The sequence below is a fragment of the Flavobacterium faecale genome, assembly GCF_048320115.1.
Classification (GTDB): domain Bacteria; phylum Bacteroidota; class Bacteroidia; order Flavobacteriales; family Flavobacteriaceae; genus Flavobacterium; species Flavobacterium faecale_A.
Genome location: NZ_CP182943.1, coordinates 299,476 through 316,984 on the forward strand (window position 1 = coordinate 299,476; position 17,509 = coordinate 316,984).

Annotated in this window: 11 protein-coding genes; 6 read left to right on the forward strand and 5 right to left on the reverse strand. The window is 33.4% G+C overall.

Annotated elements, in window-relative coordinates:
- The first annotated feature begins 366 nt into the window (after positions 1-366).
- The 4 genes from ACNH59_RS01235 to ACNH59_RS01250 all read left to right on the forward strand — a co-directional run bounded on the left by ACNH59_RS01235 (position 367) and on the right by ACNH59_RS01250 (position 8,902).
- A complete protein-coding gene (locus tag ACNH59_RS01235) occupies positions 367-3,639 on the forward strand; it encodes a glycosyl hydrolase (protein ID WP_418263641.1) in 3,273 nt (1,090 codons plus the stop codon).
- A 65-nt stretch (positions 3,640-3,704) separates the two neighbouring features.
- Positions 3,705-5,459, forward strand: a complete 1,755-nt coding sequence (locus ACNH59_RS01240) for a hypothetical protein (RefSeq protein ID WP_418263642.1) — start codon at positions 3,705-3,707, stop codon at positions 5,457-5,459.
- Between the two features lie 89 nt (positions 5,460-5,548).
- Complete coding sequence (locus tag ACNH59_RS01245; protein WP_418263643.1) at positions 5,549-7,366, forward strand: hypothetical protein; 1,818 nt, start codon at positions 5,549-5,551, stop codon at positions 7,364-7,366.
- Positions 7,367-7,411: 45 nt separating this feature from the next.
- Complete coding sequence (locus ACNH59_RS01250; RefSeq protein WP_418263644.1) at positions 7,412-8,902, forward strand: sulfatase; 1,491 nt, start codon at positions 7,412-7,414, stop codon at positions 8,900-8,902.
- 664 nt (positions 8,903-9,566) lie between these two features.
- On the opposite strand, the gene ACNH59_RS01255 is transcribed toward ACNH59_RS01250, so the two are convergent.
- Positions 9,567-11,135, reverse strand: coding sequence for a recombinase family protein (locus ACNH59_RS01255; RefSeq protein WP_418263645.1), 1,569 nt, complete (start codon positions 11,133-11,135; stop codon positions 9,567-9,569).
- A gap of 65 nt (positions 11,136-11,200) precedes the next feature.
- Positions 11,201-11,359 carry a hypothetical protein gene (locus tag ACNH59_RS01260; RefSeq protein WP_418263646.1) on the reverse strand — a complete coding sequence of 53 codons (159 nt, stop codon included), beginning with the start codon at positions 11,357-11,359 and terminating at the stop codon, positions 11,201-11,203.
- Positions 11,360-12,091: 732 nt separating this feature from the next.
- On the opposite strand from ACNH59_RS01260, the gene ACNH59_RS01265 reads away from it, so the two are divergent.
- Entirely contained in the window at positions 12,092-12,484 is a 393-nt protein-coding gene (locus tag ACNH59_RS01265; protein WP_418263647.1) for a single-stranded DNA-binding protein, read from the forward strand.
- A 44-nt stretch (positions 12,485-12,528) separates the two neighbouring features.
- A complete protein-coding gene (locus ACNH59_RS01270; RefSeq protein WP_418263648.1) occupies positions 12,529-13,602 on the forward strand; it encodes a DUF932 domain-containing protein in 1,074 nt (357 codons plus the stop codon).
- 988 nt (positions 13,603-14,590) lie between these two features.
- Here the strand turns inward: ACNH59_RS01270 and ACNH59_RS01275 are convergent.
- The 3 genes from ACNH59_RS01275 to traM form a co-directional block, all read right to left on the reverse strand.
- Positions 14,591-14,866: a molybdenum ABC transporter permease gene (locus ACNH59_RS01275; RefSeq protein WP_418263649.1), complete on the reverse strand. Its 276-nt coding sequence runs from the start codon at positions 14,864-14,866 to the stop codon at positions 14,591-14,593.
- A 144-nt stretch (positions 14,867-15,010) separates the two neighbouring features.
- Positions 15,011-15,916, reverse strand: a complete 906-nt coding sequence (traN, locus tag ACNH59_RS01280; protein WP_418263650.1) for a conjugative transposon protein TraN — start codon at positions 15,914-15,916, stop codon at positions 15,011-15,013.
- Positions 15,917-15,941: 25 nt separating this feature from the next.
- Positions 15,942-17,261: a conjugative transposon protein TraM gene (gene traM / locus ACNH59_RS01285; RefSeq protein ID WP_418263651.1), complete on the reverse strand. Its 1,320-nt coding sequence runs from the start codon at positions 17,259-17,261 to the stop codon at positions 15,942-15,944.
- Between the last annotated feature and the right edge of the window lie 248 nt (positions 17,262-17,509).

Consider the following 17,509-nt stretch of genomic DNA (forward strand, 5'->3'; position numbering starts at 1 on the left):
AAAAATGATTATTTAGATCTCAATAAAACCATTAGCTACCCATGCTATGTCTCATTAGTTTTCATCAATATTAACTATATAGCAAGACAAAAGCATCCTGTTGAATCTGTTTAAAAAGTAACGTACAACATCCTAAGTACTATAGCGCAGATTCTACAGGATGAAAAAGATATTTGTTTTTTTTTACTTAGCCTTTGGGAAAACTAATATAATTAATGAACCAAAAATCTTTATAAAATAAAAAAACATCTCTTCCATTAGTTCTAGTAATCAATAGAAGTTGGTGAAAAAATTTAAATTCATAAAAATCAAAAACAATACAATTACCCTTAGAATACTAAAAGAAAAAACAGAAATTCTATCAAAATGAAAAAAAATATATCAATAACAATTCAATTACTAATTAGCCTACTATTTTTTAATTGTAACACTTCAATCAACGCTCAGGTAACCAACTTTGAAAAAATAAAAAGTGGTTTTACAACCCCTGCAGACAATAACACTTTATGGTGCTATTGGTATTGGATAGGTGATGATATTTCTAAAGAAGGAATAACAAAAGATCTAGAAGCTATGAAAGAGGCTGGTATTGGAGGTGCCTTAATAGGAAATATAAATCCAGAAGAAAAAGATGGAAAAGTCCCCATGCTAAGTGAACTTTGGTGGGAACATATGGTGCATGCGGTAAATGAAGGCAAACGAATTGGAGTCGATATCGGTGCTTTTAATTGTCCTGGATGGAGTCAATCAGGTGGTCCTTGGATTAAACCAGAAATGGCAATGCGCTATATGACCTATTCAGAAACAAAAACAAAAGGAGGAAAAAAAATCAAGCTTAAATTGATAAAACCTGTTGAACAATTTCAAGATGTTTATGTTTTAGCGTTCCCAACCCTTAGCTCAGAACAAAAAACAATTTCATTAAAAAATTCAAAAATTAAAGTAACTCCAGCTATCAAAAACGAAAATAGCTTGATCGATAATGACACTACAACTGTAGCCTTATTTTCTAAAGCAGTAGAAAACTATCAAATAGCTTTTACTTCAAAAAAAGCAATAACTGCTCGAAGTTTAGAAATTATCCCTTCAAATACGACTATTGAAGGACAATGTGAAGTACAGGCAAAAATTAATGGCGTTTACACCAAAATAAAGACCTTTAACATCAATAGAATTAAATTAGACCAAAGTGTTGGTCCTAATAAATATGCCCCTATTCTTGTTTCTTTACCAGAAACAAAATCAAATGACTTTAGAGTACTTTTTAAAACGCCTAACAGAATCATTAAACAAATGACAGCGCCAAATGCTAAAGTAGAGTTTATGGGTATCGCTGAAATTTTGATTTCTGAAGCGGCTGGATTAGAAGATTATGCAGAGAAAAACTTAGGAAAAATGCATCCTACTCCTTTTCCTGCATGGGATAGCTACTTATGGAAATCTCAAGGAAAAATAGACGATGATGCCCTTAAAATTAATTCAAATGATGTTATTGACATCAGTGATGAAATGGATTCAAATGGCAATCTTTCATGGGATGCCCCAAAAGGAAACTGGACGATTCAACGTTACGGAATGACTCCTACGGGAACAAAAAACTCTCCTTCAGCACCACAAGGAAAAGGATTTGAAGTAGACAAAGCCAACAAAGAATTAGTAAAATTTCACTATGATAATTATATTGGTGAATTGCTTAAACGCATTCCAGAGGAAAGCAAAAGTGCTTTTAAATATGTGATTGCAGATAGTTACGAAATGGGATCTCAAAACTGGACTGAAAACTATGCGATTAAGTTTGAAGCTAAATTTGGATACAATCCTAAAAAATACCTTCCTGTATTCTCTGGTAGAATTGTGGGAAGCGTCGAAGAATCAAACCGATTTTTATGGGATTTGCGTAGATCCGTGGCTGATGCTGTAGCTTATGAATATACTGGTGGTTTAAGAGAAGCGAGCAATAATGGCAATCTCAAACTTTGGCTCGAAAATTATGGCCATTGGGGATTTCCTTCAGAGTTTTTAATGTATGGTGGACAATCTGATTTAGTGAGTGGTGAATTTTGGAACGAAGGGACATTAGGAGATATCGAATGTAAATCAGCTTCATCAGCAGCACACATTTATGGCAAACCCATGGTTTCTGCAGAAGCATTTACCGCAGCAAACAGAAGTTATGTAAGACATCCCGCCATGTTGAAAAAAAGAGGCGATTGGTCATTTACAGAAGGAATTAACCATTTTGTATTGCATTTATACATTCATCAACCAGATGACAAACGTGTTCCAGGAGTCAATGCTTGGTTTAGTACCGAGTTTAACCGTCACAACACTTGGTTTAAAAAGTCTAAAGAATACTTTAACTACCTAAGAAGATCACAGCACCTTTTGCAACAAGGAACTTATGCTGCAGATGTCTGCTATTTTATTGGTGAAAACACACCTATTATGACTGGTGTTCGCAAACCAGAATTGCCAAAAGGCTATTCTTATGATTACATCAATGCCGAAGTAATTTTGAATCGATTATCAGTTAAAAATGGGAAATTTGTATTGCCTGATGGAATGTCATACAGCCTAATGGTTTTACCTCCATTTGATACTATGCGACCTGAATTGCTAACTAAAATCGAATCTTTAGTAAGCCAAGGTGGTAAAATTTACGGACAAGCACCTGAAAAATCGCCAAGTTTACAAAACTACCCACAAAGTGATGCACAAGTGAAAATGCTAGCCAATAAAATGTGGGGAAGTTCTAGCGACAAACTTAAAAAATACAACAAAGGATACATCGCAGACGGATTAGAATTACAAGATGCGCTAAGTCAACTTGGAATATCGAAAGATGTCGATTTGCAAACAGAAGTTCCTGTTTTATGGACACACCGTTCCACATCTGAAATGGAAATTTACTTTTTGACGAATCAAAGTGAACAAGAAATTAATTTTGCACCATCATTTAGAGTAAATGGTTTGAAACCACAATTATGGGACTCCATGACTGGAGAGGTTAGAACTTTAAATGATTTTACTGAAAAAGACGGACGTACCATTGTCCCTCTTAAAATGAAAGCACTTCAAAGTTGGTTTGTAGTTTTTTCTAACATTGCACAAAAAGAAATTGATGATAAATATCCAGTAAATTTCCCAAACTCAACTATTACACAAACTTTGGAAAACCCTTGGAAAGTAGATTTTAAAAACAAAGAAATTGGTCCAAAAGAAAGTATTGAATTTCCAAAACTGACAGATTGGATAACTAGTCAGAATGATAAAATTAAATACTATTCAGGTACCGCCGTTTACAGCTCTAGTTTTAACTATAAAAAAGACAAAGAGACTAAAGATGTATTTATCGATTTAGGTAATGTAGGTGTAATGGCTTCCGTAAAAATCAATGGACAATCCATTGGAACCGTTTGGATTTCTCCATTTAAATTAAACGCCAGCTCAGCCCTTAAAGATGGAATAAACACTATAGAAGTTGAAGTTGTGAATGTCTGGCGAAACCGACTAACTGGTGATAAGACACTTCCCAAGGAAAAACATACCACTTGGTTGAACGTGGATAGTGTTACGCCAAAAGAAGAACTAATTTCTTCAGGATTATTAGGCCCCGTAACAATTCAAATTATAAAATAATTTCAGGTTACCATAATTTAGTTATTTAAAAACATATTTAAACAGACCATTAGAACCATATAGACATGAAAAACATTTTTAAAACCTTAACTTTAGTACTACTCACACAATCCGTTTTTGCTCAATTACCCCCTATTTTTGGCACAAAATATCAAAGTACTAGTAGTACCTCTGATATGGTGAAAACCTACCTTATTCCACAAAAAATAATTTGGCAATCAGACAACAGTGGGAAAAATATTCAAAACCCATCTGCACTATTAAAGATGGGAAACAGACAAGTTGCTGTAAACGACAAAGACTTATTTAGATTTATTAGTACAGCGGAAAACAAACCCGCTATTGTCCTAGATTACGGTAAAGAAATACACGGAGGAATAAAGATTTCAATGGGTATTAGACCTAGTAAAGAACCTTTAAAACTACGTTTACGCTTCGGTGAATCTGTTGGTGAAGCTATGTCTGATATTGGAGGAACTCAAAATGCTACAAATGAACATTCTCTTAGAGATTTCATAGTTGAAGTTCCTTGGTTAGGAAGTGTTGAAGTGGGTGAAACAGGTTTTCGTTTTCTAAGAATTGATGTTGTAGAAGGAAATGAAAATGCACCAATAAAGTCAATTGAAGCGGCTTTTATTTATAGAGACTTACCTTACTTAGGTTCCTTTGAATGTAGTGATGAACGTTTAAATGAAATTTGGGCTACAGGTGCTTATACAGTTCATTTGAATATGCAAAACTATCTTTGGGATGGTATCAAAAGAGACCGTTTGGTATGGGTTGGAGATATGCATCCAGAAGTTATGACTATCAATACAGTTTTTGGTGCTAATGAAATTGTTCCTAAAAGTTTAGATTTAGCAAGAGACCAACATCCTCTTCCAGAATGGATGAACGGAATTAGCTCTTATTCAATGTGGTGGATTCTTATTCATAAAAGCTGGTACGATTACCAAGGTAATTTGGCTTACCTTAATGAACAAGAAAAGTATATGACCACATTACTAGACCAGTTAAGCACATTTATTGATAAAGACAATAAAGAAATTTTAAATGGTGGTCGCTTTTTAGATTGGCCTACAAGTACAGATCCTAAAGCGGTTCATGCAGGACTTCAATCCATGATGATTATGACTTTTGAAGCTGGTAGTGATATCATGCAAACTCTTGGCAATAAAAAATTGCATGATAAATACAATCTTATTGCTCAAAACTTAAAAAAACACAAACCTGAAGGGAATACATCAAAGCAAGCTGCAGCACTTATGTCGATTGCAAATATTGCTGATTCCAAAAATACAAACACTACAATATTGAAAAAAAATGGGGTTGAAAATATGTCTACTTTTTATGGCTATTACATTTTAGAAGCCATGGCAAAAGCAGGTGATTATGATGGAGCATTAAAAGTAATAAGAGAATATTGGGGCGGAATGCTCGATTTAGGAGCTACAACCTTTTGGGAAGACTTTGATGTTCTGGATGTTGCAAATAGTGGTCGAATCGATGAAGTTACACCTACCAATAAAAAAGATATTCACGGAGATTTTGGAGAATTTTGCTATGTTGGATTTAGACATAGTCTTTGTCATGGTTGGGCAAGTGGGCCAACACCTTGGTTAACTCAATATGTACTAGGAATACAATCTCTTGATGGTGGAAACACCATTAAAATCGAACCTCATTTAGGAGATTTAAAATATGCAAAAGGAACTTTTCCAACCAAAAAAGGGATTCTTAAAGTAAGTCATATTAGAGAAGCTAATGGAAAAATAAAAACAACTATTAATGCTCCTAAGGGAATCAAAATTATCCAATAGCATTTTCTAAAAAAATATAAAAAACGGAACCAGTTAGGTGTAATTTTCAAATGAGAATTACACCTAACTGGTTATCTAAAAATAAATTTATGTTTAAAACTCAAATAATATGTTGCATTTTTTTGTTTCTAAGTTTTGAGAGTATTTCACAAGAAGCAAAACAGCTGATTTCAAATCAGTATGCTGATACTTGGTCTGGAAGGGATAATCTAGGCAGAGAATTAGCACTTCACAAAGAAACTGGAGATTTAAAAAAGGATAAATTTGTTGGTATTTTTTATTTCATTTGGTTAGGAGCACATGGTTATGACAAACACGCTAAACCCCTTGCTGATGAAGGTGTTCATCCCAAAACAACTTCGGATACCATTAGTCCTTATGATATTAGTAAAATACTAAAAGAGAATCCTAATAATCCTAAATTTGGACCAGACTTAGCTTTTCATCATTGGGGAGAACCTTATTTTGGATATTATCTTTCAAATGATGAATGGGTTATTGCTAAACACGCACAACTTCTTTCAGATGCTGGCATTGATGTCATTGTATTTGATGTAACCAATGGTTTGGCCTATATACCACAAGTACTTACTATTTGTAAAGTATTTAACTCCCTTAAAACAAAAGGTTGGAATGTTCCTCAAATTGCATTTTTAACCAATTCGAATCATATAAAAACAACTGAAAAGATCTATAATGATTTTTACAGAAAAAATAGTTTTCCTGAATTATGGTTCAACTGGAAAGGAAAACCTTTGATGATGGGGAATCCTGAAGGGCTTTCTACTGAAATCAAAAACTTCTTTAATTTTAGAAGATCTTGGGCATGGACAAAAGGACAAGAATGGTTTGCAGACGGAAAAGATAAATGGCCTTGGCTTGATCATTATCCACAAAACTTTGGATGGCACGAGTCTAAAGACTTACCTGAACAAATTTCTGTCGCTACGGCGCAACACCCAATTAGTAATATTGGAAGAAGTTTTCATAATGGTGTACAGCCAGCTCCTGAAAGTATTCAATCCGGTAAAGGATTGTTTTTTAAAGAACAATGGGATAGGGCTTTGAAAGTAGACCCTGAATTTGTTTTTATAACAGGTTGGAATGAATGGGTAGCCATGCGGTTTAGTGATGGGAAATCAAAAAAAATGATGGGAAAGACAATTAAAAAAGGAGATGTTTTTTTTGTTGATCAATATAACGAAGAATTTAGTAGGGATATCGAACCTATGAAAGGAGGATTTAAGGATAACTATTATTATCAAATGGTAGATAATATACGAAAATTTAAAGGGACAAGGACATTGGAGTTTGACCCTAATTACCATAACATAAAAATTGATGGAGATTTCAAAGATTGGGAATCTGTAAAAAATAGCTATTTTGATCATAAAGGAGATATTGAAAACAGGAATCATCCAGGATGGGGACGAATAGCCTCTTATACTAACTATTCAGGAAGAAACGATTTTACAATCTCTAAAATTTCTGAAAACACAGATGACATATTTTTTTATGTTGAAATCGAAAATGCTTTTGTTAATAACAAATGGCCAGAGGATTTATCCCTATTGATTACTACAAATCAAAAGAATATCCCTTCATGGGAAGGATATAATTATAGAATTACGAACCAACGTGAAACACAAAACATCGTATTACAAAAAAACACAACGGGATGGAATTGGGAAACTATTGAAAATTTACAATGGTATATAAAGGAAAATAAATTAGAATTAGCCATTCCAAAAAGACTGTTGTTTTTAAACGAAATTAAAGAAATAGAATTTAAGTGGTTGGACAATGTGAAAATGGATGGTAACATTATGAATTTTTATGATCACGGGGATGTCGCACCAAATGCACGTTTTAAATACAGATACCAATTAATTTCAACAAAACGATAAAATCAAGTCAAGCAAGAAATAAAAGGAACAATAATAAATAAAATCATGATTTCAACAAAACCCAAACTATTACTAGCTATACTAACATTTATATTTTTAGGGTGTAAGGTCGAAAATAAGAAAACTATAACAGAAATAAAAAAAAGACCTAATATCATTTTTATAATGGATGACCAACATCGTTGGGATGCCTTAGGTATGGTAAACGATCAAGTAATTACCCCCACACTAGATAAATTAGCGAAAGAAGGAGTGTTTTTCAATCAGGCAGTTTGCCAAGCACCAATGTGTGTGCCAAGTCGGAACTCGATCATGTTTGGTTTATATCCTAATCAAACTGGTGTATATAGAAATAGTGATGGTGTTCCAGATACTAAACTTCCAGGAAAAACACTAGCACAATATTTTAAAGATGCGGGGTACGAAACTGCTGGTTTTGGAAAAACACATTGGGGGAAATACAAAACAGATACTCGTGGATTTGAAACTAGATATGTTGCAGAAATAAAAGAAGATGGAGCGCACAGTATGGCAGAACTCAATCCAGAAGCAAAAGCAAGATATGACAAGGAAATTGAAAACATGGGGCCTGGAGAAGAAAACAACATTGGCTATTTAGGTTTTACAAGTAAACTAGCAGAAGAAGACCATCGCGATGGATGGATTACAAAACAGACATTAAATTATATTGAAAATCGAAAGGATGACAGACCCTTATTCCTTTACCTATCCTATATGAAACCACATGCAGGTCATAATGTACCAAAAGGTTATGAAGATTTATATGATTTAAATAAAATAAAATATGCACAACAACCACCTTGGAACAAAGATTATTCTCCACATGCAGCAGGAGTAAATAGAAGAGATGTGTATGAAAACTACTGGAAAAATGCTTCTGAACAAGATTGGAAATTAATGACTATGCGTTATTATGCAAATGTTACTTGGATTGATGATATGATGGGGAGAGCATTAAAAGCTTTAGAAAAAAAAGGATTATTAGAGAATACCATTATCATTTACACCTCTGATCATGGAGAAATGTTAGGAGAACATTACTATCGATTTAACAAATATAATTTATACGATCAAAGTGTTCGTGTACCTATGATAATCGCTGGAAGTGCACTTCCTAAATCTATAAAACGAAACTCCATAAATTCAAGACCAACAGAAAATATTGATATTATGCCTACACTATTAGATTTAGCAGGTATAAAACCAGAAAGAGAATTACCTGGAGAAAATATTTTATCAAATACTAGAACTGGAAGCTTTTCTGCACTTCATGAAAGAGAAGGCGAAGCAGCATTTATGTGGCGTACTAATAAACACAAACTTATTTTAGTCTTGATGAGAAAAAATAACGCAAACAATTATAACAGTTCTGATATCATCACAGGCGAATTTTACGATTTAGAAAAAGATGCCCACGAATGGAATGATCTTTATAATTCAAAAGCGAATATAAAACTTCAAAATAAATACACTGAAATGATATTGGAGCATCTTAAAAAGATGAAAATAAAATAAAGTATAGGAGCTATCATTATAGTCTACATAAGGAGTTTCACTTGTACATCAAGCTCTTACATCGAAGTCAAAATAAAGTACCAATGAGAAAACATGTGATACAAAAAAAATAAAACCTAACACTGGAATAAATCTGGAATTAGTTTTTGTTTTATTTATGTTATTTACAACCTTCACATATATTTTTCTGGTTTAGGACTATCATTAATATTTTCTGACTGTCAAAAAGAATTTTATTATGGCTTACATCCAAGGGGTTTCCTGAGAATGTTTCAGATGGGATATTTCCACATTAAGAGAGTTGAGGAGGAATGGTATTATAAACAGGAATATTTTCCGCTAGAGCACTTATAAGCTGATTTCTATTTTCTAAATTTCGAGCTAGTAAAAATTGACGCTTAATTATTTTATAAAATTCTTAAGACTAAAGTTGTAAAGGCAATAATAGAAAAAATCTATTTTAGTTTTATGAAAATCTAGATTTTCAAACTTTCATTTACAGAAACAAAACTTCATTAATTATACCAAACGAAATTAAAATCAACGGACTGAGGAAAACACCTGATAAAAACTAAAGAAAATGGTAAAAACCGATTTTCACAAAAAAACACAAACAACTAATAGCCAAGGTTTTATAAGTATTTCAATTCTTAAACCTTACATTTCATAACCCTGAGGTCACGGGTTCAACTCCCGTCTTCGCTACTAGACAGGAGAAATGATTTTTATAATCGTTTCTCCTTTTTTTATTACCACATAACTCATTGTTTATCTGAAAGATACGATAAGCAACAACATTCATTCGAGTGGTTCGATACGTCTTTCCATCAAATTCTAATTTCTCAGGGAATATCGAACCAATTATATCTCTTTTTGTCTTTATTCCTCCTTCATTGTACAGTTTACTTAGGTTTGTGATACTTTCAATACCTTTTTCAATTAATCCATTTATATTTTGAGTTTTTCTCTCAAAATCATTTTTACTTAATTGATCTTCTAGTTTTTCAATCTTTTCTTTTAAATCTTTTTTTATTTCAATATAGTCTTCATCATCTATAATTTCAGCTAATAATTTATTTCTTGCTATCGATAACTTGGAATTCAGCTGATCAATTTCATCTGAAATATCCTTTTTCTCATTGATTGGAGTTTTTACAAAAGTCTTATAATTATCCAGGAAGATTTTTTTTAAGTACTTTTTCATTGACTCATTCAGTTCTAAACGCTGTAATTCTTCTTCAAAAATAGAATTAGCTACTTCAGCTTTTTGACGAAAACCACAAGAGGGAAGACAATGATAATAGTAGTAACGATTATTTCGTCCTTTTGAAGCACTTCCTGTCAAATTACGTTGGCACTTTGGACAAATCAAAAAACCTCTCAAAGGAAGTTTGGTGTCAGTAAGAAATTTTGTGTTTGGACGCTCTTGTCTTATGTTTCCATCTAATATCGTTTGAACTTTATAAAACAATTCACTGCTTATAATCGGCTCATGTTGACCTTGCACAAAATAAGCTTCTTCGTCTTTATATTTTTCTATAAATACTTTGCCACAATATATTGGATTCCGAATTGCGACGTGAAAAGCACTTCTACTCAACTTTCTTGAACTTAGTGTATTTAATTTTAAACGGATCTCATTTGCGGAAAAAAATCCCTTTGCTATTTCATCAAAAGCCCATCTCAAATTTGTAGCTTCAGGTTCTTTTAACGCAATATATTTTTTCCCATCTTCTTTACTTCTGTTGATATAACCAAATGGAGCCATTCCCATTACCCTCCCCTCTTTTTTTGCCCTACGCATTCCATAAAATGTATTGAGTGCTCTACGATCATTTTCCACTTCGGGAGCAGCCAAATAAATTGCTAACATCATTTTATTTTCGGGAATAGACAAATCTAAAGGTTGTTCTACAGCTTGCGGTTCTACTCCCAGTTTAGTTAGAATACTAATCATTTGATAAGCATCACCTGCATTGCGGCTGAAACGATCCCATTTGGTAAAAAGGATAAGATTCGTTTTAGAGCTTTTCTTTTTTAAATTACTTAATAATTGAGTCCACTGTGGACGATTAAATGTTTTAGCTGAGTGATCTTCATAAATTACCTGTCCAATTGTAATTTTATTACTTGTGCAAAATCGTCTTAAGCGTTCCTCCTGATCTCTTTGTGAATATCCTTTATCTGCTTGTTCATCAGTTGACACACGTATATATAAATCTGCTTTTTTCATAGCTAATCTCTTTTGAATAATAATTACTGAGTAATGAATAGGGATTAGCTAAGATACGAAATAAACTACTCAACGTCAAAGCATTCCCTAATAACAATCATCGTGAGATTATTCAAAAATTCCATAACAAGTTCTGCTTCTTCTCTATCCATCTCCATTCCTTCTTTTCTAAAAAACTCCATAGCCTCTTCGATTGGAATTTTCTTTAATTCTTTTTTCTCCATCGTATTGCCAATTTATCTCTTAAGTTTTTCCAAAGTAGAATGTTTAAATAGCGTAATAATGGTAGTGTCTTTAAAAAGACTTATTTGTCTGAATATGGCAACCTTATACTCTCAACCAAATGCTTTTTTTGATTATTAAAAAATTAGAACAGAATTTCGAAATCCTGTATTTTACATCTGAAATAAATCCTCAAAGCACATTTATTCATGCGCTTCGCTCCTTCATAAAAGAGCTTTATCGGATATTTTAAAAAGCATTCTGAAAAAAGCCATTCTTCACCAATACTTTTTTTTTCAGAATCCTTTTTTGTGGCTTCTGTAGCCACAAAATTTAAAACCCAAACCTAATCAATACAACTTTTTTAATTTCATTCAACATCATTTCATCACTTCCACGTCTTTTTTAATCAAGAACCTGCATGCTTTATTTCATTTCAAGAGCAAAGGTATTACAGTGTTCTTAACGCAGGAACAAGGTCGTGCCCTACGGGTTTGCCAAAAAATCTCCACCCATTCGGGTTGTATTTATTTGACAAAACCTTGCTCCTGCTAAACACTAACCTTTTATGCTCCTGAAACGAAACAAAGCATACTCCGGCTCTTTAGACGAATAAAAAAAATGTCATTAATGAAAAACAATAGTATTAAAAATGGTAAAAGAGTGAAACGAAACAGCTCCTCCTCTCATTACCGAATAAATCAAACAAAATTTAACTCTAAAAAGTAAAGATTATGAACATCATCGGAAGACTGACAAGGGATGCAGAAGTACGCACAACGTCAAAAGACAAACAAGTAGTAAACTTTTCAGTAGCTACTAATGACAGCTATCGCAACAAACAAGGCGAACGCATAGAACAAACATCTTATTTTGATTGTTCATACTGGATAAGCCCAAATGTAGCGAAGATACTAACTAAAGGCACTTTGGTAGAACTTACAGGTAGAGTCAGCACAAGACCTTGGACAGCCAATAATGGAGAATTAAGGGCAAGTTTGAATTTCCATACCTCAACTATCAAATTGCATGGAGGCGGTAAGAAAATAGAAAACTCTCAGACAAGCACCAACGAACAGAAAACTAAAACTCCAAATCAGGAAGATGGAGACGATTTACCATTCTAACACAATTCATTTACTCATTTTTTAAATTTTAAAATCTCAATATCATGGCACACAATTTAAATTTCAACGAAAGAACTGGGCGTTATTCATTTTTTAGCGTTCACGAAAAAGCATGGCACGGTTTAGGACAAATTGTACAAGATTATCCCACAAGTGCTGAAGCAATTCAACACGCAGGACTGGATTATGAAGTAATCAAAAGTCCGCTATACACAAAAGGCACCAATATTATTGAAAATACAAACAGCATAGAAATTAGAGACAACGAACTCAACGTACCTAATTATTTTTCTACTATGCGCACTGACAATAACACCGTTTTGGGAGTAGTAGGCAAAGACTACCATATTGTACAGAATCGGGAGGCTTTTAGTTTCTTTGATGCTATTGTAGGTGGGACTGATGGAATCTTATACGAGACCGCAGGAGCATTAGGAAATGGAGAGCGTATTTTCATTACTGCAAAACTGCCTGATTATATTCGTGTTGGCAATGGCGATGATGTAACAGAAAAATATATTTTCCTCACCACATCGCACGATGGTAGCGGAAGTATTACCGCAGCTTTTACCCCTGTTAGAATTGTTTGCCAAAATACACTAAATGCTTCCCTACGTAATATGAGTAATGTGGTACGTATTCGCCATACTTCGGGAGCTAAACAACGTTTGGAAAATGCCCATAAAGTAATGGGCTTAGCAAACGAATTTAGTAACCAATTAGAAGGCATTTTCAACGACTGGGTAAAAGTAAAAATTAATGACAATGAAATTAAAAAACTGATACAGTTAGCACTTTGTCCTAATAAAGAAACTTTAGAGCATATTAAAAAAGGTAATGAAAACGAATTATCCACCGTTTTTAAAAATACAGTTGAAGATGCTTTTGCTTATGCAATGACCAGCGATACACAACAAATGGAAACTACAAAAGGAACTTTGTTTGGCGCTTACAACGCTGTGACAGGCTACTACCAAAATGTACGCAATTACAAAGATGATGAGGCCAAACTGCAATCCATTGTATTAGGTGGCACCGCACAAACCAAATCTCAGAAAGCATTTGAATTGTGTGACTCGTTTTCAAAAATTGGAACCAATAGTCTCTATTTTAATTAAAAAATAAATTCCTATAGGCGATTACAAATAAAAGTAGTCGCCTATTTATTATAGAAACAAACCATCAAAACATTTTAATAATTTTTCAACCTTAAATTCCGGCTGCAAAAAGACACTCCCTTCCGATGGTCGGGAAAGTCTTTTTGCAGAAAAATGGAACAACCCTTTTGGTAAAAAAGGAATACTCCGGTTTTACCAAAAAGGTCGCGGTTTTTGGTGAGGATATCCACTATCCTCAATATTTATTTGATTCGACTTCTTTTCTTTCCACATAAGCGACCAAAGAAAAGAAGCAAAAGAACGCCGCTTGTTTATTTCTAAATTTAGCAAAGGAAAAAAACACTCCCTCCTATCGTCAGGAAAGTTATTTTGCTGTAAAAATGAACAACCCCTTTGAAAAATAGGAATCCTCCCATTTTACTAAAAAGGTTGCAGTTTTTGGTGAGGATATCCACTATCCTCAATATTTATTTGATTCGACTTCTTTTCTTTCCACATAAGCGACCAAAGAAAAGAAGCAAAAGAACGCCGCTTCATTATTTCTATTTATAGCAAAGCAAAAAGACACTCCCTCCTATCGTCAGGAAAGTCTTTTTGCAGAAAAATGGAACAACCCTTTTAGTAAAAAAGGAATCCTCCCATTTTACCAAAAAGGTTGCAGTTTTTGGTGAGGATATCCACTATCCTCAATATTTATTTGATTCGACTTCTTTTCTTTCCACATAAGCGACCAAAGAAAAGAAGCAAAAGAACGCCGCTTCATTATTTCTATTTATAGCAAAGCAAAAAGACACTCCCTCCTATCGTCGGGAAAGTCTTTTTGCAGAAAAATGGAACAACCCTTTTAGTAAAAAAGGAATCCTCTTATTTTACCAAAAAGGTTGCAGTTTTTGGTGAGGATATCCACTATCCTTAATATTTATTTGATTCGACTTCTTTTCTTTCCACATAAGCGACCAAAGAAAAGAAGCAAAAGAACGTCGCTTGATTATTTTAGATTTCTTGTTTCAATTAGAACCCCTTCTTTATTTTCTTTCTTTTGTCTTGAATAACTCCAGAATAACAAAAGTCCAAAAACAATCATAATAAAAGCAATCCATTTTCCAGTACGCTCCAGAAATAAAATCAAAACTGATTTTTCATAACTCGAAAAACCCTCTGCTCCCATGGGACTTCTTCTATAAAATTTCCTTCTGTTAATCCAGTAACGAAGACCAAAGCCACATAGTAGTGAGACAATACTTAAAACCAATGTTGGATTCATAACTTGTACTTTTTGTATTTAAAAAACGTCTTTTAATTCCAACTTATTGTTTAACAAAGGTTAACAAATCAATATCTCTATCAAATAGCAAGAGGCTGTCTCACAAAAATCATGAAACAGCCTCTTGCTAAATTTTAAGAAAGATTAATGAATCTTCAATTTCATGTTTTTAATCAATTTTGTTTTAACCAAATCAGAATTTTTTATTTGCAATACTTGATGCCTGCCACCATTTTTTTCATAAATACCTATTAATAATAACTTATCATCCGCTATAATAAACTGATCTAACAGAAATATATTTCGTTCTACAGTATTGCCTACGATTTCGTCTAAGGGCTTGTAAATTCGTAAAGGTGTCAATGTTCTTTCCTGTATTACAGTTCGTTTGGCAACTTTTTTATCAATTATCTTGAAAGTAACAAAATCAATTGGAAACGGTACATTACTAAAATTACTGACTTGTGTATGGAAAAAGAACTTATTGTCATGAATATAGATTCCTTTCAGTAAAAATTCGACACCAAAACTTTTAGTCCTTAAACGTTTGATATCCTTTTTATCTTTTTTATAAATTGTTTCCATCAATTCCCCTACTAATGACGGCGGATTCTTCCCTAGTTCTTCAAATAGAACATTAGTAACATTTCCTCTATTTATTTCCTTTTGCATCTCTAAAAGGGAATAATTCATTGTGATTGGACAAGGATTATAAATCACATTAAAATTATAAAAACGTCCATCTTCGGTAATGACCGAAAAATTGGTTTCCTCTTCAAAATCACAAACTGCTGCCTTTACTCTCAATACATTTTCAGCATCTTCCGCCTTGTCAGCAACCAAATATTCACTCCCTAAATCCACGTAACGGATAGCAGCAGGAAATATCAAATGAGAAGTCTTATTGTAGGTAACTGCTATTTGGTAGGATTCAATTTCTCCCAAATCCAACTTTGTAGTATTGCGAACATTATTTTGTGCCTGAAATGGCGTAGCATAACTCAACACTAAGACCAATACCATTTGTATGTTTTTCATTATTGTTTTCATAATTCTATTTTTAAAAATTTGACAATTATTTTTTTGACACAAGAAATACTTGATGTCCAGCTTTGAGTGTTACTTTTGGAGTTCTCATTTTTTTAGAAAAATATCCCGAAACACCCTGTACTAGTCCACGACTCAAATCGCCTGCTATCTGCTGTCCAGCTGAATTAGTCATCATAATACTGCTTCCCGAAGTCTGTCCCATATTAGCAGCCATTTCTTTAAAAGCACTCATTTCGGGAGAATAAGGAACTGATAAACCTTCTTGCCCATCCAGTCCATAGACTATAATAGTAACTGGGATAATATTTCCATCCTGTTCTATTGAAGTAATTTTCATTTGGACACGTCCTTGTTGCAATTTTGCATTGGCCGTCAATACTGTTCCCTTCGGAAGGATAAAATTTGCTGTTTTTGCAGCTTGTAGTAAACGCAAATGCACACTAGTTTCTCCTACTACTACTTGCGTTTCTTGAATCACCGCACGAATACTATTTTTAATTTGGTTTTGTCTTTCCGTTTTTCCCACAGTATAAAATCCTCGGTTCGAATTTTCTCTCCAATTGGTTATAAATGTGCTATCCATAGGTTCTCTTGACAAAGTTGAAACCACATTTTTATGATTAGGAGTAAATCCAACAAAAGATTCTTTTTGTGTTGATGAACTCAAAAACGGTACTTTTTGTTCTTTTGACTGTTCGCCTGAAACTGCATTTGTCGGAAGGTATTTTGCAGCCATCTGATACGATTTTTCCATTAGTTCCAGTTGACTTTCCACAGGATCAACTGGTTTCTCATTCTTTTTGGCCAGCTGTTCTTTTAATTCATCAACTTGTTTACGCAATTGTAAGGTCTCTGAATTATCATTCTGATAAAAAGTTCCTAAAGTATGTTGTGCATTCCGATAACTACTCAAAGAAGGATTCGGATTTCTTGCTGTATTATTAAAAACTTCATTATCCTCCTCAGAAGCAACTTGCATGGTGTCACTTAAACTGTCTTCTTTCCAGTAATCAGCTAATGACAATAATGCATTTCGTTTTTCCTGGTTCTTTTGTTCTAACAATTCGTCTTCATAGGCTTTCTGCTTATCCGATTGTAAATCCGTATCCGTTGCTTGTGGAACTGAATCATTAAGTCCGATAAGTTCCATTTCACTTTTCTTTTCAACGGGTTTAAATATTATAAACATACAACCCAAAAAAACTGCTCCCATCAACATAAAGATGATTGCCTTTTTAAGTTTATCCTTTTTTGAATCTACATCTTCTTGTGATACGGCTGAAGTGGTATTTGAATTACCATCCGTAATAAGAACAGTATTCATTTTGTTATTACTTACTTTCATGTCTCTTGTTTTTTTTTAATTGTTGATTAATGAATCTTTCAATTTTGAGTTGGATTCTTTCTTTCTGACGACTGGCTTCTCAATATGTTTTATAACTAAATTCTGATTCGAAGTTTTAAAATCATACCATACTTTAATTACAACAGCTATTGTAAGCAGGAGGTAAATCAGGAAACAACATATCAAATACCTGTATTGTAGCTGCAAAGGGAGCGCCCGCCAACGGGTATCGAGAGTATTTAACCATT

What these genes read in the sequence shown, in the direction of transcription:
- ACNH59_RS01275 (WP_418263649.1), bottom strand. Translation starts at nt 14,866, where the DNA reads ATGAATCCAACATTGGTTTTAAGTATTGTCTCACTACTATGTGGCTTT.
- ACNH59_RS01250 (WP_418263644.1), top strand. Translation starts at nt 7,412, where the DNA reads ATGATTTCAACAAAACCCAAACTATTACTAGCTATACTAACATTTATA.
- traM (WP_418263651.1), bottom strand. Translation starts at nt 17,261, where the DNA reads ATGAAAGTAAGTAATAACAAAATGAATACTGTTCTTATTACGGATGGT.
- traN (WP_418263650.1), bottom strand. Translation starts at nt 15,916, where the DNA reads ATGAAAACAATAATGAAAAACATACAAATGGTATTGGTCTTAGTGTTG.
- ACNH59_RS01260 (WP_418263646.1), bottom strand. Translation starts at nt 11,359, where the DNA reads ATGGAGAAAAAAGAATTAAAGAAAATTCCAATCGAAGAGGCTATGGAG.
- ACNH59_RS01255 (WP_418263645.1), bottom strand. Translation starts at nt 11,135, where the DNA reads ATGAAAAAAGCAGATTTATATATACGTGTGTCAACTGATGAACAAGCA.
- ACNH59_RS01270 (WP_418263648.1), top strand. Translation starts at nt 12,529, where the DNA reads ATGGCACACAATTTAAATTTCAACGAAAGAACTGGGCGTTATTCATTT.
- ACNH59_RS01240 (WP_418263642.1), top strand. Translation starts at nt 3,705, where the DNA reads ATGAAAAACATTTTTAAAACCTTAACTTTAGTACTACTCACACAATCC.
- ACNH59_RS01245 (WP_418263643.1), top strand. Translation starts at nt 5,549, where the DNA reads ATGTTTAAAACTCAAATAATATGTTGCATTTTTTTGTTTCTAAGTTTT.
- ACNH59_RS01265 (WP_418263647.1), top strand. Translation starts at nt 12,092, where the DNA reads ATGAACATCATCGGAAGACTGACAAGGGATGCAGAAGTACGCACAACG.
- ACNH59_RS01235 (WP_418263641.1), top strand. Translation starts at nt 367, where the DNA reads ATGAAAAAAAATATATCAATAACAATTCAATTACTAATTAGCCTACTA.